This window comes from Arthrobacter sp. FB24 (assembly GCF_000196235.1).
In the GTDB taxonomy this organism is placed as follows: Bacteria; Actinomycetota; Actinomycetes; order Actinomycetales; family Micrococcaceae; genus Arthrobacter.
Genome location: NC_008541.1, coordinates 2822931 through 2842945, shown reverse-complemented (window position 1 = coordinate 2842945; position 20015 = coordinate 2822931). Strand labels below are relative to the sequence as shown.

15 protein-coding genes and 2 tRNA genes are annotated in these 20015 nt (G+C 65.6%); 15 read left to right on the top strand and 2 right to left on the bottom strand.

All coding sequences use genetic code 11. From position 1 onward, the window contains the following. Positions 1–193: 193 nt before the first annotated feature. The 11 genes from ARTH_RS12860 to ARTH_RS12810 all read left to right on the top strand — a co-directional run bounded on the left by ARTH_RS12860 (position 194) and on the right by ARTH_RS12810 (position 13825). Positions 194–2989 (top strand): ABC transporter permease, encoded by a 2796-nt coding sequence (locus ARTH_RS12860; RefSeq protein WP_011692376.1) that lies wholly within the window; start codon positions 194–196, stop codon positions 2987–2989. After that, entirely contained in the window at positions 2986–3741 is a 756-nt protein-coding gene (locus ARTH_RS12855; protein WP_011692375.1) for an ABC transporter ATP-binding protein, read from the top strand. The genes ARTH_RS12860 and ARTH_RS12855 overlap by 4 nt, the downstream gene beginning before the upstream one ends. A 63-nt stretch (positions 3742–3804) precedes the next feature. Then, on the top strand, positions 3805–5364 hold the full coding sequence (gene metG, locus ARTH_RS12850; RefSeq protein ID WP_011692374.1) for a methionine--tRNA ligase: 1560 nt from the start codon (positions 3805–3807) through the stop codon (positions 5362–5364). Positions 5365–5765: 401 nt separating this feature from the next. Then, complete coding sequence (locus ARTH_RS24105; RefSeq protein WP_011692373.1) at positions 5766–6503, top strand: hypothetical protein; 738 nt, start codon at positions 5766–5768, stop codon at positions 6501–6503. 89 nt (positions 6504–6592) lie between these two features. Next, complete coding sequence (locus ARTH_RS12840) at positions 6593–7378, top strand: class F sortase (RefSeq protein ID WP_011692372.1); 786 nt, start codon at positions 6593–6595, stop codon at positions 7376–7378. A gap of 76 nt (positions 7379–7454) precedes the next feature. Further along, a complete protein-coding gene (locus tag ARTH_RS12835) occupies positions 7455–8507 on the top strand; it encodes a 3-isopropylmalate dehydrogenase (RefSeq protein WP_011692371.1) in 1053 nt (350 codons plus the stop codon). 101 nt (positions 8508–8608) lie between these two features. Further along, positions 8609–9721 carry a branched-chain amino acid aminotransferase gene (locus ARTH_RS12830; RefSeq protein WP_011692370.1) on the top strand — a complete coding sequence of 371 codons (1113 nt, stop codon included), beginning with the start codon at positions 8609–8611 and terminating at the stop codon, positions 9719–9721. A 103-nt stretch (positions 9722–9824) separates the two neighbouring features. Continuing rightward, entirely contained in the window at positions 9825–10607 is a 783-nt protein-coding gene (locus tag ARTH_RS12825; protein WP_011692369.1) for an MBL fold metallo-hydrolase, read from the top strand. Between the two features lie 71 nt (positions 10608–10678). Continuing rightward, entirely contained in the window at positions 10679–11455 is a 777-nt protein-coding gene (locus ARTH_RS12820; protein ID WP_011692368.1) for a fumarylacetoacetate hydrolase family protein, read from the top strand. 118 nt (positions 11456–11573) lie between these two features. Beyond that, positions 11574–13088 (top strand): glutamate--tRNA ligase, encoded by a 1515-nt coding sequence (gene gltX, locus ARTH_RS12815; RefSeq protein WP_011692367.1) that lies wholly within the window; start codon positions 11574–11576, stop codon positions 13086–13088. Further along, the gene (locus ARTH_RS12810) at positions 13088–13825 is read left to right on the top strand and encodes an HAD family hydrolase (protein WP_011692366.1); all 738 of its coding nucleotides are present in this window, start codon (positions 13088–13090) and stop codon (positions 13823–13825) included. Before gltX ends, ARTH_RS12810 begins: the two co-directional genes overlap by 1 nt. Before the next feature lie 54 nt (positions 13826–13879). Here the strand turns inward: ARTH_RS12810 and ARTH_RS12805 are convergent, their stop codons facing one another. Beyond that, the gene (locus ARTH_RS12805; protein WP_011692365.1) at positions 13880–15274 is read right to left on the bottom strand and encodes a hypothetical protein; all 1395 of its coding nucleotides are present in this window, start codon (positions 15272–15274) and stop codon (positions 13880–13882) included. Positions 15275–15619: 345 nt separating this feature from the next. Here ARTH_RS12805 and ARTH_RS12800 point away from each other — a divergent pair. The 4 genes from ARTH_RS12800 to ARTH_RS12785 all read left to right on the top strand — a co-directional run bounded on the left by ARTH_RS12800 (position 15620) and on the right by ARTH_RS12785 (position 19430). Beyond that, positions 15620–15691: transfer RNA gene (locus tag ARTH_RS12800), tRNA-Gln, on the top strand. A gap of 127 nt (positions 15692–15818) precedes the next feature. Continuing rightward, positions 15819–15894, top strand: a tRNA-Glu gene (locus ARTH_RS12795). Positions 15895–16032: 138 nt separating this feature from the next. Further along, a complete protein-coding gene (locus ARTH_RS12790; RefSeq protein WP_011692364.1) occupies positions 16033–17814 on the top strand; it encodes a dynamin family protein in 1782 nt (593 codons plus the stop codon). Continuing rightward, entirely contained in the window at positions 17811–19430 is a 1620-nt protein-coding gene (locus ARTH_RS12785) for a GTPase (RefSeq protein WP_011692363.1), read from the top strand. The genes ARTH_RS12790 and ARTH_RS12785 overlap by 4 nt, the downstream gene beginning before the upstream one ends. Here ARTH_RS12785 and ARTH_RS12780 read toward each other — a convergent pair. Beyond that, on the bottom strand, positions 19427–19972 hold the full coding sequence (locus ARTH_RS12780) for a DUF1697 domain-containing protein (RefSeq protein WP_043429863.1): 546 nt from the start codon (positions 19970–19972) through the stop codon (positions 19427–19429). The genes ARTH_RS12785 and ARTH_RS12780 overlap by 4 nt on opposite strands. Between the last annotated feature and the right edge of the window lie 43 nt (positions 19973–20015).

Genomic DNA, 20015 nt, shown 5'->3' with positions numbered 1-20015 from the left:
TGAACTTCTCGTGACAGACGTTAACTTCTGCCACGTATGATTGGCCGGTCTGCGTACAATGGCTGGGTCCGATTCTCGGATCCGGCCGGCAGACCGGCCATTATTTTTTGCACATCCGGCAGGGGACGCCTTCACATCCATTAGGTGTGGACTGAGGTGTGCGCTCACGCAATCCAGCTTTTCAGGGAGCCCAATGAACGCCGTCCAGAGGTTCATCAGAAGCCGAGTGCTTTTGCTGACCGCGGCCATTTTGATCGTCGCCATGTGCCTGTCCGTCCTCGTCCAGGGCCAGTCGCAGGCAGCGCTCAACCGAACAGTCGACCAGAATTCCCGCGGACTCTATGACATCCTGGTCCAGGCCAAGGCGGGTTCCGGCGGAGTGCTCATGCAGCCGGAAATCGCCAACGGCCAGGGCGGCATCAGCTTCGACCAGCTGGACAGCATCCGGAAACTGTCCGGTACGTCCGTGGCGGCCCCCATCAGCCTGGTGTCACGGGTATCCCAGAACCTCGAATCTCCGCGACTTGACGCCATGGACTACCTGGGCTTCAACTCCGGACTCGTGGGCACGGCCACCGCCGGTGAACCCGGCGCAACCGATCCCAGCAAGTGGCCGGCAGCGGAATCGGTCCTCACTGACAAGGCCAAGAAGTACCGGCTGACCGCCAGCGCCGTCAGCTCGGACGGCCATTCGGAACAGACCCTGTTCAAGTCCATGGCCGAGGGTTCCCTCGGCAAGGCCAGGCTCATCGAGGAGCAGGCCGCAGGCGGCAAGAGCATCCGCATCGCGGGCGCCGAAGGGGAAACCGGCATCAAGTTCCCGGCCCCCGCAGGCGGATCCGAACACAACCTCTTCAACCTTTCAGTGTCACTGCCGCTGGCCCCGCAGGTGACCGAGTCCGTCGTCGCCGTCGACCCCGTCTCCGAACGTGCCTTGCTGGGCACTGCCGGCGACTTCCTGGCTCCGCTCGAAAAGGCGCCGCCGGCGGACGCCCGGAACGCCGGGGCCATTGGCCGGCATTTCGAGAGCCTGTTCACCACTGGCATCAGCATGAAGGAACTCGAAGAGGGGCCTGACTTCCTCGGCGTAAAGCTCAAGTACTGGGCCCCCCTGATGACCCAGTACCAGCAGGCAAAGCGTAACGGCCAGCTCACCGCAGACTCCCAGGCCATCCCGCTGATCGTCCGCTCCGGCACGTCCCTGGACCTCAAGTACTCCGTGAAGATCGAAGAAATCGACGACTCCGGAAACGTGGTCAAGGATGTCGGCACGGTGACCAGGTCGCTGGATAAGGACTACCTGCCCTTCGTTTCCAAATCACCGTTCGCACTCTCGTGGCCGGGCTCGCAGGACTACTCCCAGCTCCTGGGAAACACCGGCAACTTCAGCCAGGGCCTCTACAACCCGGCAACGTGGAGCACCGACTTCGCCTCCGCCCCCAAGTACACCGACGGCGCCACCGCCGGCAACGGCGCCGTGGACAAGACCGCCACCCCGGGGGAGTGGATCACCGTCAACCGGCTCCCGGAGAAGGGCGCCGGCGGCGCACCCGTCGACCAGACCCAGCGCGAGCCCGTAGACGAGCGCTCCTACCGCGAAAGCCTGCAGACCGGCACCAAGGTCGCGGCACCCCTGGCCATGGTCTACGGCACGTTCGACGCCGATAAGGTCAAGGAAGCCGCAGGGGACGTCAACCGGCTGCCCCTGGGCGGCTACGACCCCTCACCGCTCACCCTGACCGAGGACGCACAGGGCAAAAAGGTGGAGAACACCGTACTCAAGCCCTCACTGAGCGCCACGGGCCTGGTCAGCCAGTCCGCCGGTGCCATTACCGACTACTACGGCCTCGCCGCGGCCCGCGGATATGAAGAGAATGCTTCGGTGATCGATGCCGTCCGGGTCCGGGCCAAGGCGCCCGGCAGCTGGAAGGAATCGCAGCCGGAGGTGGAGAAGCTCGCGAACGAAATCCGGGACATGGGACTGGAAGCAACCGTGGTTGCCGGCTCCGCGCGTGAAGACGCCAACATCTTTGTGCCGGGTTACTCCAAGGACGACGCCGGCAAGGAATCCCCGCTCGGCACTGTCACCCAATCGTGGGTCCGCCAGGATGCCGCCGACGCCGTGTCCGGCTCATTGACCGGTACCAACATCACGCTGCTGTTCCTCACGTTGTGCGGCGCGGCCCTGCTCACCGGTGCCTCCACAGTCAGCTACATCCGCCAGCGCCGCCGCGAAGCCGGCACCCTGCGGGCCATGGGCTGGACCCAGAAGAGGATCCGGAGCTGGGTGCTCGCGGAGTTCGGCGTGGGAGCCGCCCTCCTGGCGATCGCCGGCACCGTCCTGAGCCTGCTCAGCTGGAACGTTGCCACGGTCATCGTTTCCGCTTCAGTCCTGGTTCTCTACGCCGCCGCGGCCTACTTCGCGGCAAGGCAGCTGAGGCACCGTGACGAAGTGGACCAGGAACCGCAGCACGACGAGCGCCTGATCGCCGTTGATTCCCCGCTCACGTTCGCCAACCGCCAGCTGAGCACCAACAAATTCAACACCATCTCACTGGCTGTGGCAGTGGGCGTCTTCGGCGCCGCCGTGGGCGGTCTGATCGCCTTGCTGATCGACATCCCGCGGGCCGCCGGCGCAAGCGCCCTGAGCGGACTGGCAGCGGCCAGCGTGGCACTGCCCAGCATCGTCCTGGCACTGTCGGGCGTAGCCGTGGGCCTGGTGCTGACCCTCGTCACCGGGCGCTTCGAGCTGCAGGCCAAACGCCAGTACCTTGGCACCCTTGAAGCCATGGGCTGGAACCCGGACATGCTTGGCCAGGTCCGGCTGTTCGAAAACGCACTCGTGGGCACGGTGGCCCTGCCGTTGGGCGTGGTCGGCGCCCTCGGCATCGGTCTCCTGCTCGCACCCTATGCCGCGCTCTGGGCCGCCCTGGCCGGACTCGTGGCTGTACTTTGCTGGATTCCAATTGCAACGAAAGTGGTCCAATGAACAACGACCTGAATCTCGACCGGATTCCCCAGGATGACGCCGGGGACGGCTCGCTCCAGACCCGTGCCAACACCATCCTGAAGGCCGCGGACCACGGGACCCCGCTGGAACTGAGTAACATCACCATCCGCTACGGCGGCCAGAAGGGCGGGGCCGACGCCGTCAACGTCGTCGAAGGCTTTGACCTGACGCTCCACGCCGGGGAGATGCACTGCGTCGCCGGCCGAAGCGGCTCCGGCAAGACCAGCATCCTGACCGTGGGCGCCGGGCTCACCCTGCCGACGTCGGGCCGTGTCTTCTGGGAAGGCCAGTCGCTGGAGAGCATGGGCGACGACGAAATCGCCGACCGCCGCCGGGCCCTGATCGGCTACGTTGACCAGGGCGGCGCCCTAATCGACGGCATGAGCGCCCTGGAGAACGTGCTGTTGCCGGCCGTGCCGGACGGCGAAGTGGACCAGCGCCGGGACATGGCCAAGGACCTCCTGGACCTTGTGGGCCTGGGGCGGCGCATGCGCCACCGCCCGGCCCAGCTGTCCGGAGGCGAGCGTCAGCGCGTGGCGATTGCCCGCGCCCTGATCCTCGGAACACGCGTTCTCGTGGTCGACGAACCCACGGCAAGCCTGGACCGCACCTCGGCCAACCGCATTATCAGCATCCTCAAGGACACCACGTCCGACGGAATAGCCGTGCTGGTGGCGTCACATGACCACGAACTTGTCCGGCTCAGCGATACCCTGACCGAACTGATCTAGATTTAGGGGTAGCATTCCCAGCTCCCGGCCCGCCACGCTTCCGAAAAAAGGTAACTTCCCAGAGTGTCGTCTTCAGCCCAGACCCCGTTCTACATCACCACTGCCATCACGTACCCCAACGGTGTGCCCCACATCGGCCACGCCTATGAGTACATTGCTACGGACGCGATGGCACGGTTCAAGCGCCTGGACGGTTACGACGTCTTCTTCCTGACCGGCACCGACGAGCACGGGATGAAGATCGCGCAGACGGCGGATAAGGAAGGCATCACGCCGAAGGAACTCGTTGACCGGAACGCCGAAATCTACAAGGCCGCCCATGCCGCCCTGGGAATCTCGTACGACCGCTTCATCCGCACGACGGACGAGGACCATTACGCCGCCTCCCAGGCCATCTGGAAGAAGATGGAGGCCAACGGGGACATCTACCTGTCCAAGTACGAAGGCTGGTACTCGGTCCGCGACGAGGCGTACTACGTTGAGGACGAGACCGTGGTCAAGGAGGACGGCCTCCGCTACTCGCGCGAGACGGATACCGAACTGACGTGGACGGCCGAGGAAAGCTACTTCTTCCGTCTTTCCGCCTACCAGGACAAGCTGCTGGCGCTGTATGAAGCACACCCCGAATTCGGTGCACCGCAGTCCCGTTTCAACGAGGTCATAAGCTTTGTCAAGCGCGGGCTCGAGGACCTCTCCATCAGCCGGACGACGTTCGACTGGGGTGTTCCCGTCCCCGGTAATGACAAGCACGTGATGTACGTGTGGGTGGATGCGTTGACCAACTACCTCACCGGCGTGGGCTACCCGGACACCGAATCCGATTCATTCAAGAAGTACTGGCCGGCCGATGTCCACGTGATCGGCAAGGACATTTCCCGGTTCCACGCCATTTATTGGCCGGCGTTCCTGATGAGCGCCGGGCTGGAGCTGCCCAAGCGGATCATGATCCACGGCTTCCTTAACAACAACGGTGTCAAGATGTCCAAGTCGCTGGGCAACGTGGTGGCGCCGTCGGACTTCGTGGCCCAGTATGGCCTTGACCAGGTGCGTTTCTTCTTCCTGCGGGAGGTTCCTTTCGGCGCCGACGGCAGCTACAGCCATGAGGCCATCGTGGGCCGGATGAACTCCGACCTCGCCAACAACTTCGGAAACCTGGCGCAGCGTTCACTGTCCATGGTCGCCAAGAACTGCGAGGGACGGGTTCCGGTTCCCGGCGCCTTCACGGCGGAGGACTCCGCGCTGCTGGAGCAGGCCAACGGCCTGCTGGAGGCAGCCCGGGCCGCGTTCGAGAAGCAGGAATTCAGCCGCGCCCTGGAAGCGATCTGGGGCGTCCTTGGCGACACCAACGCGTACTTTGCCGAGCAGGCGCCATGGGTGCTGCGGAAGACCGACGTCGAGCGCATGAACACGGTGCTGTACGTGACGCTTGAGGTGCTCAGGATCGTTGCGATCCTGGTCCAGCCGGTCATGCCGAAGGCGTCCGCCGCCCTCCTGGACACCCTCGGCCAGCCCGACGGCGAGGCCCGCCGGTTCGCGGCGATCGCCACGCCGCTTGTTCCCGGGACGGAACTCCCGGCTCCTTCCCCGATCTTCCCGAAGTACGAGGAACCGGCCGAAGGATAGTTCCTCGGTCTTTCGCCCCTGAACGGACCAACCCACCGACGCTCCCTCGCTTGCCTGGCAAGCAGGGGAGCGTTCTGTGTTCCCGCGTGAATGCCGTGCCCGTGCCGCCGCGGCGTCAGGCGAGTTCCAAGTAGTCCTCCCTATGCATGCGAGTGAATATATTCACGAAGCAAGTAATTGGTACCTGCGTCCGGTTGAGTAAACGCGTACCTGTTACTCGGGTTTAACTCCCGCCGCAAACCTAGCCTGAAAAGGCAAGCGAACTGACGACACTGTCTGGGGAGTAACTGTCAACTTCAATTCGCTGTTTGAGGTCTCACGCAGTTGCTTTTCCTGGTCTCGAAGACGGTTACTCCGCGCAGTCTGTCCGTTCGATCGGATTTGGTATGGAGGGACCGAACATGAAACGGACAATCGCCACTCTGGGGGTGGTGGGCCTCGGACTAATGGGCGCCACAGTAGCGGCGAACGCCGCCCCGGAAACGAAAATTACCATCTGCCACGCCACCGGCTCGGCATCAAACCCCTATCTCGCCCAGACGATCAACCTGAATGCCCTTGGGGCGCACGTTGGCGACACGGGCGACATCGTTCCGGCCAACGGCGGTGACGACATGCCCTATGGGCAAAACCTGACAGAAGCCAACGTCATTTTGCTCGCTAACAACTGCGTCGCGGCCGCGCCGGTGGACCCGGTGGACCCGGTGGACCCGGTGGATCCGGTGGATCCGGTGGATCCGGTGGATCCGGTGGATCCGGTGGATCCGGTGGATCCGGTGGATCCGGTGGACCCGGTGGACCCGGTGGATCCGGGTCCGGTGGATCCGGGCGACGGGGTAGTGGTTGTAACCCCCGTGGAAGCCGTTGTTCCGCCGGCAGCTGCCCCGCCGGTAGCGGCGCTCCCCGGGGCTCTGCCAGTTGCAGGCTCTGTGGTGACACCTGTGACGTCAACGCCGAAGGGTGCTGCAGCAGGCGCCGTTCCGGCAGCAAGCAACGAGGGCTACAACGTCCAGACCGCAGTCGGCAAGTCCGACGCCGGCATTCCGCAGTGGCTCGCCGCGGTGACCGGCTTCTTCGCCACAGTCGGCGCCTGGGTGCTCGTGAAGAGCGGCCTGCGGTTCCGCCGGGCGAACAGCTAGGGAACCAGACGGGGGCGGGTGCCGTGGCATTACGGTACCCGCCCCAGCGTTTTCCGTCCTTCCAGTTTCGGCGCCCCAAGGAGCCCCCCATGGTCTGTCTTCAACGGAACCGGCACAGGAATAGCGCCGGTGTCCGGGGGCTGATTCTTAGCCTCAGGGACCTACTGGTGCTGGGCGCCTGCGTCACGGGGATTCTTGGAGCCTGGCTGGCCTACGGCGTGACCGGGGGTGCCAGCCACGGAGGACCTGCAGCCGGGGAACCGGCGGCCACAGTCCTTTCGGAGCGCTTGCCGGAGCCGCCGGCGCCAGTGCCTGCGGCGGACGGTGTGGTTCGGGAACCTGGCGCGGCAGCGGATCCGGTTGGCTTGCCCGCACTTCCGCTGGCTGTTGGCGGGCTGCCCGAGCCGGAACCTGCTTCTTCCGAGCCGGTTGCATCTGCTCCGCAGCGCATTACCTACCCCGCCGCCGGCATGGATGTTGTGGTTCACCCGTTGGAACCCGAGTCCGTCGATGCTGCAAGCCACAGCATCGTCCCGCCGGAGACGATGGATGGCTACTGGCTGACGCCGTTCGGGAAACCAGGCGCCGGTTCCGCCAACACAAGCTATGTCATCGGACACAGCTGGGAAGGGCTGGACGCGCCGTTCAACCACTTGAGTTCAGCTGCCGCGGCCGGGGACGAGCTGACCGTCACCACGTCAACCGGGGCCATGACCTACCGCGTCGACACGGTCACCACCTACACAAAGGCAACCCTGAAGGACAGCCCCATCTGGGCGGTGGTCCCCAACCGCCTGGTCCTCATCAGCTGCTACACGGAGGACCCCTGGGGCAAGAACGTCGCCGTCGTGGCGTCGCCTGTGCAAGGAAGCTGACGATCCGCCGTTTCCGATGTGTTCGAATATTGAGACAACTTGACCATCATGTGGATGCCTTGGCTACCCTGAAAACATGAGCGCACCCACGATAAATCTTGCTGTCATTCCCGGCGACGGCATCGGCCCGGAGGTCATCGCCGAAGCTTTGAAGGTCCTGGAGAAGGTGGTGGCCGCCGAAGGCGTCACCTTGGAGCAGACCCATTACAAGCTCGGAGCCCAGCATTGGCTTGAGACAGGGGAGACCCTTCCGGAGGAAGTGCTGAGCGATCTCCGCACCCGGGATGCGATCCTGTTCGGCGCCGTCGGTGCAGCCCCCGGTGACACGCGGATCCCGTCCGGCATCATCGAGCGCGAGATGCTGCTGAAGCTCCGCTTCAGCCTTGACCACTTCGTCAACCTGCGGCCGTCGCGCCTCTTTGGCAGCGTCGGCAGCCCGCTCGCCAACCCCGGCAAGATCGATTTCATCGTGGTCCGTGAAGGCACCGAAGGTCCGTACGTCGGCAATGGCGGCACCCTGCGTGCCGGGACCAGGCACGAAGTTGCCACCGAGGTTTCGCTGAACACTGCCCACGGTGTGGAGCGGGTTGTCCGGGACGCGTTCCGCCGTGCCAGCGAACGTCCGCGCAAGCACGTCACGCTGGTGCACAAGCACAATGTTCTTGTCTATGCCGGCCACTTGTGGAAGCGCACCGTTGAGGCGGTGGCCCAGGAATTCCCTGATGTCACCCACGACTACCTGCACATCGACGCAGCCACGATCTTCATGGTCACCGACCCCGGGCGCTTCGACGTCATCGTCACAGACAACCTTTTTGGCGACATCATCACCGACCTCGCCGCAGCCATCACCGGCGGCATCGGCCTGGCGGCATCGGGCAACATCAACATGGAACGCACCGCACCCTCCATGTTCGAACCCGTGCACGGATCTGCCCCCGACATCGCCGGCCAGCAAAAAGCCGATCCTACGGCGGCAATCCTCTCAGCGGCACTGCTGCTGGACCACCTCGGCTACGCAGATGCTGCGAAGAAGATCGAGGCGGCAGTCATCGCCGACGTCGAAAGCCGCGATGGCCGGGCGCGCACCACCAGCGCGATCGGCGATGCGATCGCCGCCGCCCTGTAGGGTCCCGCATCGGGCGTAAGCTTGTCTCGAATCACCAAAATGCTGCCGTGGTCCGACGCTGAACCACGTTCACACACCAGGCAGCCGACCGTGGAGGAACCATGACTCAGACTGCCCATGGCGTCGAATTCACCCATCAGCCCTCGGTAACCCCGAAGTCTGCTGAAGAGCGTGCTGCCATCCTGGCGAACCCGGGTTTCGGCAACTATTTCACCGACCACACTGCGATTGTCGACTACAGCGTTGACGAGAACGGCAAGGGCGGCTGGCATGACGCGCGCATCGAGGCATACGGTCCCATCTCGCTTGACCCGTCGGCGGCTGTGCTGCACTACGGCCAGGAGATCTTCGAGGGACTCAAGGCCTACCGCCATGCCGACGGCTCAGTCTGGACGTTCCGCCCGGAGGCGAATGCCGCCCGCCTGAACAAGTCCGCCCGCAGGCTGGCGCTGCCGGAACTTCCGGAAGAGTACTTCCTCGGTGCCATCCGCGAGCTTGTGCAGGCCGACCGGGAGTGGGTCCCGGCCGGGGACGGCGAGGCGCTCTACCTCCGTCCGTTCATGATCGCCACCGAAGCGTTCCTTGGTGTGCGCGCGGCCAGGGAAGTCTCCTTCCGCGTGATCGCTTCCCCGGCCGGCAACTACTTCGGCGGCGAGCTGAAGCCCGTGTCGATCTGGATCTCCCGCGAGTACGCCCGCGCAGGCCGCGGCGGGACCGGAGCAGCCAAGTGCGGCGGCAACTATGCCGCGTCCCTGATCGCCCAGCAGGAGGCCGAGGCCCACGGCTGCAAGCAGGTCCTCTTCCTGGACCAGTTCAATGACAACGCTGTTGAAGAACTCGGCGGCATGAACGTCTTCTTCGTGATGAAAGACGGCTCGCTGGTCACGCCCGCACTGACCGGAACCATCCTGGAGGGCGTCACCCGAATGTCCGTCATGCAGGTGGCCAAGGACATGGGCCGTACCGTCACCGAGCGCAAGATCACCCTGGACGAATGGCGCGACGGTGTGGCTTCGGGGGAGATCACCGAGGTCTTCGCCTGCGGGACTGCCGCCGTGATTACGCCCATCGGTGTACTCAAGGACGCTACGGAGTTCATTGGCTCCGAGGACGCGAAGGCAGGGGAGACCACCATGGCCATCCGCGAGCAGCTCCTTGGCATCCAGACAGGCACGGTCGAGGACACGCACGGCTGGCTGACGCGCCTCGCCTAGGGTCCTTCAGACTCACGCACCACCCGACTGAACCACGACGCCGGGCGGACCGAAATGATTTCGGCCCGCCCGGCGTCGTGCGTTTGAATGCGAAGATGGAACGGTGAATCCCGAATCCTCACCATCGATTCTTCCCGCCAGCGACCTGGCCCGTTTCCGGCTGGCACCCAACCCCGGCCCCATGAGCCTGGACGGGACCAGTTCGTACCTGCTGGGCCGGCCCGGATCGGAGACTACCGTGGTGGTGGACCCCGGGCCGTTGGACGAACGGCACCTGCAGGAACTGGCTGCCGCGGGGAGGGTGGAGCTCATCCTCATCACGCACCGCCATGCCGACCACACCGCGGCGGCGGGGCGCTTCCACGAACTCACAGGGGCGCCGGTCCGCGCTGCGGATGCCCGGCACTGTCACGGCGGGAATCCGCTGGCTGACGGTGAAACCCTCTTTGCCGCCGGGGTGGAGCTACGCGTCATTGCCGCTCCCGGCCACACGTCCGACTCGCTCTGTTTCCATCTGCCAGGTGATGGCCCGCACGGCTCGGTGCTCACCGGCGACACCATCCTGGGCCGTGGCACCACGGTCCTGGATTTTCCCGACGGCAAACTGGGCGACTACCTGGCCACCCTGGACAGACTGGAAAGGATTGGTCCTGCCACTGTCCTGCCCGGGCACGGCGCGGTCCTGCCGGCGCTGGACGCGGTGGTCCGCGCCTACCGCGACCACCGCCAGGAACGGCTCGCGCAGATCCGTGCGGCCCTGACGGAGCTGGGGCCCGATGCCGGGTTGGGCGAAATCACAGATGCCGTCTATGCGGACATCGATCCCGCCGTCCGTCCGGCGGCGGAGAATTCAGTCGCAGCCCAGCTGGAGTTCCTCCGCGCCTGAGCACCTGGCCGGGGTCGGCACGGCAGCGCCTGCGGCAGGACGCCGTTCCGGAGGACTGTACGCTAGGAACCATGCGTATCGCCCGATTTGTAGCTGATTCTGATCCCCTTTACGGCGTTGTGGAAGGCGAGCCCGGCAGTGAGGAAGTCACTGTCATCAAGGGTGACCCTTTCTTCAACGGCGTTGAACGCAGCACCGTCAAGTACAAGCTTGAAGACGTGCGGCTGCTCGCACCCATCATTCCGCGCAGCAAGGTGGTGGGCGTCGGGCGCAACTTCGTGGAGCATGCCAGGGAGCTTGGCAATGACGTGCCGCAGCAGCCGCTGCTGTTCCTGAAGCCCAACACATCGGTGGTGGGGCCCAACGATCCCATCGTGCTGCCGGAGTTCTCTGAGGAGGTTTCCTTCGAGGCCGAGCTGTGCGTCGTGATCGGGCGGATCTGCAAGGACGTTCCCGAGGACCGCGTTGACGACGTCATCTTCGGCTACACCTGCGGCAACGACCTGACTGCCCGGGATGTCCAGAAGACCGACCTGCAGTGGGCCCGGGCCAAGGGTTTTGACACCTCGGCGCCCCTGGGCCCGTGGATCGAAACCGAACTGGACACCGACGACCTCCGGATCCAGGGCTGGCTCAACGGCGAACTCCGCCAGGACGGCAGCACCAGCCAGATGATCCGGGGCGTCCGTGAGCTTGTCTCCATCGTGTCGCAGGCTTTCACTCTGCTTCCCGGCGACGTGATCATGACCGGCACGCCTGCGGGCGTGGGAGTGGTTGCGGCGGGCGACCGGTTTGACGTGGAGATCGAAGGCATCGGCCGGCTTTCCAACCCTGTTGTCCGGCGCTAGCCGCACACAGCACCAACGTCACGACAGCCGCCCCGGGTATCCCGGGGCGGCTGTCCGTTTCCGTGCCGGATTCCGCGGCGGGTTCGAGTCCCGGGCAGGCGGTAAAGTTGGAGACACTATGACTACTCCTTCTGTGTCCAACGCTGTCTCCAGTCCTGCCGTCACTGCCGAAACCCCGGTCCGGGTGCGGTTCTGCCCGTCGCCCACGGGCACCCCGCACGTGGGCCTGATCCGTACGGCGCTGTTCAACTGGGCCTACGCCCGGCACACGCAGGGCACCTTTGTGTTCCGCATCGAGGACACGGACGCAGCCCGGGACTCGGAAGAGAGCTACGAGCAGCTGCTTGAGGCCCTGAAATGGCTGGGCATCTCGTGGGAAGAGGGCGTGGAAACGGGCGGCCCGCATGAGCCGTACCGCCAGTCACAGCGTCTTGACCTCTACAAGGACGTGGTGGCCAAGCTGCTGGAAGCCGGCTACGCCTACGAGTGCTACTCCTCGCCGGAGGAAGTTGAAGCGCGCCACCGGGCCGCCGGCCGCGACCCCAAGCTCGGCTACGACAACTTCGACCGCAACCTCAGCGCCGAGCAGGTTGCCGCGTTCAAGGCCGAGGGCCGCGAACCGGTCCTCCGAGTCCGCATGCCAGACGAGGACGTCACTTTCACCGACATGGTCCGCGGCGAAATCACCTTTAAGGCCGGGAGCATCCCGGACTACGTGATCGTCCGCGCCGACGGTTCTCCGCTGTACACCCTGGTGAACCCGGTGGATGACGCCCTGATGGGGATCACCCACGTACTGCGCGGCGAGGACCTGCTGTCCTCCACGCCCCGCCAGGTGGTGCTGATCCGCGCCCTGATGGAGATCGGCGTCGCAAGCTACATGCCCGTCTTCGGGCACCTGCCGTACGTTATGGGCGAGGGCAACAAGAAGCTGTCCAAGCGTGATCCGCAGTCCAACCTCTTCCTGCTGCGGGACCGCGGATTCATCCCCGAAGGCCTGCTCAACTATCTCTCGCTGCTGGGTTGGAGCCTGTCCGCCGACGAAGACATCTTCACGGTGGAACAGCTTATCGAGCACTTCGACGTCCATGACGTCCTGGCCAACCCGGCGCGCTTCGATATCAAGAAGGCCGAAGCGATCAACGGCACCCACATCCGGATGCTGGACGCGGACGACTTCAGGGGCCGCCTGGTTCCGTACCTCCGCGCAGCGAACCTGGTGGGCGAGACGCTGACCGCCCGTGAAGAGGAGATCCTCACCGAGGCCGCGCCGCTGATCCAGGAGCGCATCGCCTTGCTGGGCGAGGCGCCGGAGATGATTTCCTTCCTGTTCAAGAACGACGACGCCATCGACGTTGCGGATGACGCCCGCAAGGGACTTCCGGAAAACCTCACCGAGGTGCTGGACGCCGCGATAGCGGCCCTGGACGCCGTCGCCGACTGGAGCGCCGAGAGCATCCAGACCGCGCTGAAGCAGGCACTCGTGGAGGACATGGGCATCAAGCCGCGGCTGGCTTTCGGTCCGGTCCGGACAGCCGTTTCGGGGCGCCGGATCTCCCCGCCGCTCTTTGAATCCATGGTCATCCTGGGCAAGGCATCCTCACTGGCCCGCCTCCACGCTTTCCGCGGCTGATGACTGCCATGCGCGGCGACGGCGGCCGTGTCCTGCACACGGGCTTCGGCGTCGTCCGGGGTGTGCTGTTCGACATTGATGACACCCTGGTGGACCTGGAGTACGCCATGACGACGGCGTTGCGTGACGTCAGCGAACATCTCCTGCCCGGCCTGGACCAAGCCGGGTGGGAGAAGTTCGGGCGCATCTTCACGCACGAGACCACACACTTCTATGACCGCTACCTGGCCGGAGAACTGACCTTCAATGAACAGCGGCTGCTCCGGGGACGTGCTGCCCTGGGGCACTTCGGAGTGGAACTGGAAGAGGGCGAGGAGTCCCATGCCTGGGTCACCTCCTACGCAGCCCTGCAGCACGGCTACGTCCGTGCGTTCGAGGACGTTGCCCCGGTCCTGGACGCCCTCGACGCCGCAGGAATTCCCTACGGTGCGGTCAGCAACAACGTGCACGACTACCAGCGGGTGAAGCTCGACGCCGCGGGGCTGCAGCGGATCACCGTATTGGTGGGAACGGACACCTTGGGCGTACCCAAGCCGGATCCGGCCATCTACCTGGAGGGCGTACGCCTCCTGGGCAGCAGTGCCGCTGAGACCCTCTATGTGGGAGACAACCGCCTGCTGGACGCAGAAGGTTCGACGGCGGCGGGCTTGCTGGGCGTCTGGCTGAACCGCAGCGGGGAAACGGAGTCCGCGTTTGCCGGTCATCAGGTTGGCTCGCTCGCGGAGCTGCTGGGGTAGGAGGGACGGCTGGCCGGCTGGCCCGGCCTGATCATCGCCGGGCCACCTGCCGGGTCAGGCGGTTTCCACCGCTTTCCGACGGTTGCGCAGCGCCATAAAGGCGCCCACTGAACCGAGTCCCAGCACGCCCACCATGCCCACGGCAGTTCCGGCGTCGGGCCGGCCCACCACGTCCGACGGCGAGACAGCCGCTGCGCTTGAGTGCAGTGTTTCTGTTCCGGCTGCCACTTTTGCGTTCCCGTCCGCGAGCTTGCTTGCCCCGGTGGCCAGCTGCGAGGAGCCGGAAGCGAGCTTGGTGTTGCCCTCTGAGAGCTCGGAGGCTCCGGCGGCCAAGGCTTCGGAGCCTCTCAGGAGCCCGGGATTCGCGGGATCCGCAGGGTCCCCCTTGATGCCTGCGTTCAGTGCCGTGGTCCCGGCGGCAAGCCGGGAGGAGCCCTCGGTCATACTTGCGGTCGCCTTGAGCAGGCCCGGACGGTCGGGGTTCCCGGGTATTCCGTCCATGCCTTCCCTGATCTTGGCTGTCCCGTCGGCCAGGAGACGCGTGCCGAGGACAACCCCGGGGTTTTCGGGATCCTGGCTGTTGAGCTTGCCGCCCAGGGTGGTGAAACCCGCAGTCAGCTTCGCGGCACCGGCCCGCAGTTCTCCGGTACCTTCGTGGAGCCGGGAGGCCCCGGATTGGAGCTGGGCGGCTCCGGCATCGAGCTTGCGGGCACCCGCCGTAATTTTGGCGATTTTGTCCTTTACCACGGAGAGCGGCACGAGCCCCTGGACGGGATCGTCGGCCGCAGCCTGCAACAACTCCAGCGCCTGGGCCAGGGCTGCGGTGCCGGTGCCCGCTTCCGGACTGCCGTTGGCACCGCGGTAGCCCTTGAGCTGGGTTGTCCCTGCGGCAAGCTGGCCTGCGCCGCCCTCCACGCGGGACGCTCCCTCGCGTAGCTGTGTGGCGCCGTCGGCGAGGTTGTTTTCCGCGGTTCCCGAAGCAGTGGGGGTCAGCGCGGCTGAGAGTTGCTCCGCTCCGGTCGCGAGCTTGCGGGCACCGTCATCGACTTTGTACACCCCCGGCGCCAGCTTGTTGTTGACGTCCGCCTCGATTTTCACCGCCCCGGCCGCGAGTTTCCCGGCGCCGGCCTGGAGCTGGTCGGCACCGGGAGCGAGCTTGGTGGTGATGCCGGCATGGATCTTCTGCGCTCCGGCGGAGAGTTTGCCTGCCCCGGTGTCTGCCAGAGTGGCGCCGGTGGCGAGCTTTCCGGCGCCGTCCTCAAGCTGATCGGCGCCGGCGGAAGCCTGGCCGGCTCCGTCCTTGAGTCGCGCGGATCCGTCGGTGATGCGCCCGGTGACCAAGGTGTAGAAGCCCAGCAGGGCGATCAGTAGCAAGGCAAGGAGAGCTATGGCGATCTGTTGGCCGCGGGTGCGGACGTTCTGGGGAGCAGCGGCACGACTTTGTGGCACGGTTGGTTCCTCTCGACGGTGGGTGTCGGACTCCTGTGGTCCCCGGCCGCCCGGCCGTGATGCAGCTAACATTCGAAAGTTCGCTTGGAACTGCCGGTCGGGAGGTGTGGAGGGGAGTGGTTACTCGTCGGTAACTTACCGAGCGTAAACTTGTCCACCCTGTAATTGCAAGGGTTTCTTCGCCCTGCGGTCGGTTGTGGACTTTCCGCGCGGGCCGGTTGGCGGGCTCGGAAGGGGCTCCGGGCGCCGATTTGTGCCAGCCAAAACTCTCGGGTAAAGTAATTACTCGTGCTGAGGCGCGGGGAGCGAAGGTTTAGGCCTGAGTGACCGGCCCGAAAGTTCCATTGGGATATGGTGTAATTGGCAACACTACGGTTTCTGGTACCGTCATTCTAGGTTCGAGTCCTGGTATCCCAGCTCTGAAAAAGCCGCATTTCGGTGCGGCGGATCAGGGGTTTCAAGCGGTATGGCCGATTTGAAACACCGGCTTTGTGTATGAAACAATCACTGAGCCTGATGGTAGAAATACCATCCGGAAGTACGCGGCCCCATCGTATAGCGGCCTAGTACGCTGCCCTCTCACGGCGGTAACGCGGGTTCGAATCCCGCTGGGGTCACCACTGAAGCGGTCCCGGGCAACAGCCCGGGGCCGCTTTGTTTTGTTTGCTTGGGCTCCGCTGTTGCTCTGGCAACCGCCCGTGCCGCGCGGTCTGTGCCGGATTCGAGCCGGCAGCGTTTTGAACTGGCATGATGAAGCTGTGACGTCCCCATCTGAGAGTTCACCCGCGGGCCCCGCCGTGCACAATGCGCGCGCAGCCGCAGCTGTGGAACTGCTCGAGACCGTCCGCAGGGACCTCGGCGAAGCCGTGCTGCCGCTCGCACTTCCCGGCGCTGACGCGGCCCGCCTCGATATCAAAAACGCACTGGCGCAGCTGGACGACTACATGCTTCCGCGCTTCCGCAGCCTTGACGCTCCGCTGCTGGCAGTTGTGGGCGGATCCACCGGAGCCGGCAAGTCCACATTGGTCAACGCCCTTGTGGGCCACCCGGTCACGAGGGCCGGCGCCATCCGGCCGACCACGAGGCAGCCGATATTGCTCCACAACCCGGCGGATTCTCCCTGGTTCGAAGACCAGCGGGTACTGCCGAACCTGAGCCGAATCCGCGGCGCAGTGCTGGAAACGCCTCTTCCCGCCAGCCGGGCCGGCGCTGCACCGGATGCGGCATCCATATCCTCCCTGGTGCTCGTGGGACACCCCGCCGTGCCGCAAGGAATCGCACTACTGGATGCTCCCGACGTCGACTCCGTCTCGGATGGCAACCGGACGCTTGCGGGCCACTTGCTCGCTGCAGCCGACCTCTGGATATTTGTGACAACAGCCAACCGCTATGCCGACGCCGTGCCCTGGAAGCTGCTCCTCGACGCTGCGTCAAGGGACATCATGGTGGCCGTGGTGCTGGACCGCGTGCCCCCGGCCGCCGAGGAGGAGGTCAGCGCGGACCTCCGGACCATGCTCCAGCGGGAGGGCCTGGGTGCAGCCCGGTTGTTTATTATTCCGGAGGTGACCCTGGACGGTCTCGGAATGCTGCCCGACGGCGCCGTGGAACCGGTGGCCCACTGGCTGCGTCAACTGGCAGCAGATTCTGCCGGGAGGGCTGAGATTGCCCGCCGGACACTCAACGGCACGGTACGTGCGCTCAGCGGCCGCGTTGCTGCCCTCGCGCAGGCATCGAGGGAGCAACAGCAATCGCGGGATGTCCTCGCCAGGGATGTCCGCAACGCTTATCAGGATGCAGGGTCCAGGATTATGGACGCAACGCGGGACGGTGCCCTCCTGCGCGGCGAAGTTCTGGCCCGCTGGCAGGACTTTGTCGGTACCGGCGAGTTCTTCCGCGTCCTGGAACAGAACATCGGTCGCGTGCGGGACCGGATGGGCGCCTTCTTCCGCGGCGAGCCCGCTCCCGCTGTCAAGGTGGAAACAGCCATTGAAACGGGGCTGCAGGCGGTCATCATGGACGAAGCCGCCAACGCGGCCGAGGACGCCGACCAGCGCTGGCGCTCGGACCCCGCAGGCCGCCAGCTGCTGGGCGCGGACGATCTTTCCGGCACCAGTGCCGGCTTCGCGGACACGGTGGCAGCAGAAATCAGGGCCTGGCAGGGAGCGCTCATGGAGCTCATCCGTACGGAAGGCCAGGGCAAACGCACCCACGCCCGGTGGCTTTCCTTCGGGGTCAACGGACTCGGGGCCGCCCTCATGATCGTGGTTTTCTCCATGACCGCCGGGCTAACGGGACTGGAGATCGGAGTGGCGGGAGGTACCGCCGTCGTTGGTCAACGGCTCCTGGAGGCCGTCTTCGGCGAGGACGCCGTGAGACGCCTCGCGCAAACTGCCCGCGAGGACCTGAATTCGAGGTGCCACAAGCTGCTTCAGGCGGAACAGCAGCGCTTCCTGGACCGTCTCGACATTAGTACCGGGGTTCCGCCGGAGGTCTTGTCCGATCATTCGCGCGCCCTCCGGCAACTGGCCGGACCCGCATGAGCCGGCACAGCGGAAGCAGGGAAGCCTCCCGGCTCGACGCCCGCCTGCAAGCCCTGAACGATGCGCGGGAGCTCGCCGGTGGGGTGTTGCCGGACGAGGCTCTGGACGACGTGCTCCAGGTCCTTGAGCGCGCCAGTTCCCGCCGTTCACTGTCCGCGGAGCACACTGTGGTGGGATTCTTTGGCGCCACAGGCAGCGGGAAATCGTCGCTCTTCAATGCGGTCAGCGGTGCGGAAATCGCGACGGCGGCGGTGCGCCGTCCCACGACGTCCGAACCGCTGGCCGGTGTCTGGGGACAGGAGGGCAGCGAACCGCTGCTGGACTGGCTCGGGGTCGCCAAACGCCATCATTCCTCGGCACTGCCGGGGTTCGCCGATGAATCCACCGGCCTGATCCTGTTGGACCTGCCGGATTTCGATTCAACGAAGGCCGCCAACCGGGAGATTGTCCAGCGGATGGTGGGTCTAGTGGACGTCCTGGTGTGGGTGCTGGACCCGCAGAAATATGCGGACGCCGCGGTGCACAACGACTTCCTTGCGCCCCTGGCTTCGCACGGGGCGGTCACTCTGGTGGTACTCAATCAGGTTGACCGGCTTCCGCCGTCGGACATCGGGCCGGTGCTGGAATCCCTCAAAGCCATCCTGGCCCGGGACGGTCTGGGGAAGGTCCAGGTCCTTGGCGCCTCTGCGTTGGACGGGACCGGCGTCGACAAAGTCCGGGCGGCCATCCGAGACGTGGTGGTGCAACGGCAGGCGTCCTCGCAGCGGCTGGCCGCGGATGTCTCCAAGGCCACGGCCCGGCTTGCGGCGGCCTCCGGAACCGGGGAGGCAGCCGGAGTCAAAGCCGGCACCAGGTCCCGGCTGGCTGACGAGCTTGCGGCGGCCGCCAACGTCCCGCTCGTTGCTGATGCCGTGTCGAGGTCGTACCGGCAGGAAGCCACGAGGCGCACGGGCTGGCCGCTGACCCGCTGGCTGGTCCGGTTCCGCCCGGACCCGTTGCGGCGGCTGAACCTGCGTCGGGAGGGGGCTGCAGCGGAGGTCAACAGGACATCGCTGCCGCCGGCCGGGGCACCGGAACGCGCCAGGACGGACGCTGCCGTGCGGGAATTCGCGGATGCCGCCAGTGCCGGGGCACCGGGGCCGTGGCGCGCGGCCATCCGTGGCGCGGCGCGTGAAGGCCGGGACCAGCTGCCGGACGCAATGGATCAGGCGATTGCCGGCACTGAGCTGCTGGCCGGCAGAAAGTCGTGGTGGTGGGGACTGTTCAACGTTGCCCAATGGCTTGCCCTCGTGGCGGTTTTGGGCGGCGTGGGCTGGCTCGGTGTCCTGGCCGGGCTGGGATATCTCCAGCTGCCTGTTCCGGAGGTGCCCAGGGTGGAAGGGTGGCCGGTTCCAACGCTGATGATCGCCGGGGGATTGCTGCTGGGTGTGGTGCTGGCCCTCGCCGGAAAGGCCATCGCCGGGGCGGCCGCGCGAGTGCGGGGTGGCGCGGCGGGCAAGAAGCTCAGGGCGGCCGTGGCCGCCGTTGCGGACAGGCGTGTGGTTGAACCGGTGGAAGTGGAAGTCAGCAGGCTGAAGTCCTTCAACGCGGCCCTGAAAGCCGCGGGCCGCGACTAGCCGTTGCCCATCGCCTTCGTGGCGTCTCGGACCTTGATCATGGTGCGAAGGTTTCGCGTGGTGGTGGTCGATTTGTAGCGCGCTTTGGATGAGAGTCTGCTGAATGGACTGTCCAGGGTGCCTCCGGCGGGTGCAAGCCAGGCCATGGCCTCCGGACCCAGGCGCTGCTGCTGCGTTCCGTCCAGCCGTGAACCGGCCTCGAACAGCTCGTCCAGCACGGCTGTATCCGAACTGAGGGTGACATAGGTATGCGTCGTCTTGTCCTCGGCAGGGTACGGGCACGCCTCGACGAGTGCAGCAAGCCTGGCGTCGGTCAGAACCACCACCCACGCGTCGTAGCCGAAGGACTCGCGCAGGCAGGTTTCAACGTCCTTTTTGAGTGCGGCGGCGCCGAGAGGGCTGGCCAGGGCAACGTTGCCGCTGGCCAGGAGCGTCTTTACTCCATCGAACCCGCGTTCCGCCAGGGCGCTCCTGAGGTCCGCCATTTTGATGTTGATTCCGCCCACGTTGATACCACGGAGGAAGACCGCATAGCTGTTCATGGGCACAGCCTAATACCCGGAGCCCGCAGGGGACGGCCGGGCG

Bases quoted from the DNA above. Each gene is read 5' to 3' on its own strand.
- ARTH_RS12820 (WP_011692368.1), top strand. From the start codon at position 10,679: ATGCGTATCGCCCGATTTGTAGCTGATTCTGATCCCCTTTACGGCGTT.
- ARTH_RS12840 (WP_011692372.1), top strand. From the start codon at position 6,593: ATGGTCTGTCTTCAACGGAACCGGCACAGGAATAGCGCCGGTGTCCGG.
- ARTH_RS12860 (WP_011692376.1), top strand. From the start codon at position 194: ATGAACGCCGTCCAGAGGTTCATCAGAAGCCGAGTGCTTTTGCTGACC.
- ARTH_RS12785 (WP_011692363.1), top strand. From the start codon at position 17,811: ATGAGCCGGCACAGCGGAAGCAGGGAAGCCTCCCGGCTCGACGCCCGC.
- ARTH_RS12780 (WP_043429863.1), bottom strand. From the start codon at position 19,972: ATGAACAGCTATGCGGTCTTCCTCCGTGGTATCAACGTGGGCGGAATC.
- ARTH_RS12855 (WP_011692375.1), top strand. From the start codon at position 2,986: ATGAACAACGACCTGAATCTCGACCGGATTCCCCAGGATGACGCCGGG.
- ARTH_RS12810 (WP_011692366.1), top strand. From the start codon at position 13,088: ATGACTGCCATGCGCGGCGACGGCGGCCGTGTCCTGCACACGGGCTTC.
- ARTH_RS24105 (WP_011692373.1), top strand. From the start codon at position 5,766: ATGAAACGGACAATCGCCACTCTGGGGGTGGTGGGCCTCGGACTAATG.
- ARTH_RS12830 (WP_011692370.1), top strand. From the start codon at position 8,609: ATGACTCAGACTGCCCATGGCGTCGAATTCACCCATCAGCCCTCGGTA.
- ARTH_RS12835 (WP_011692371.1), top strand. From the start codon at position 7,455: ATGAGCGCACCCACGATAAATCTTGCTGTCATTCCCGGCGACGGCATC.
- gltX (WP_011692367.1), top strand. From the start codon at position 11,574: ATGACTACTCCTTCTGTGTCCAACGCTGTCTCCAGTCCTGCCGTCACT.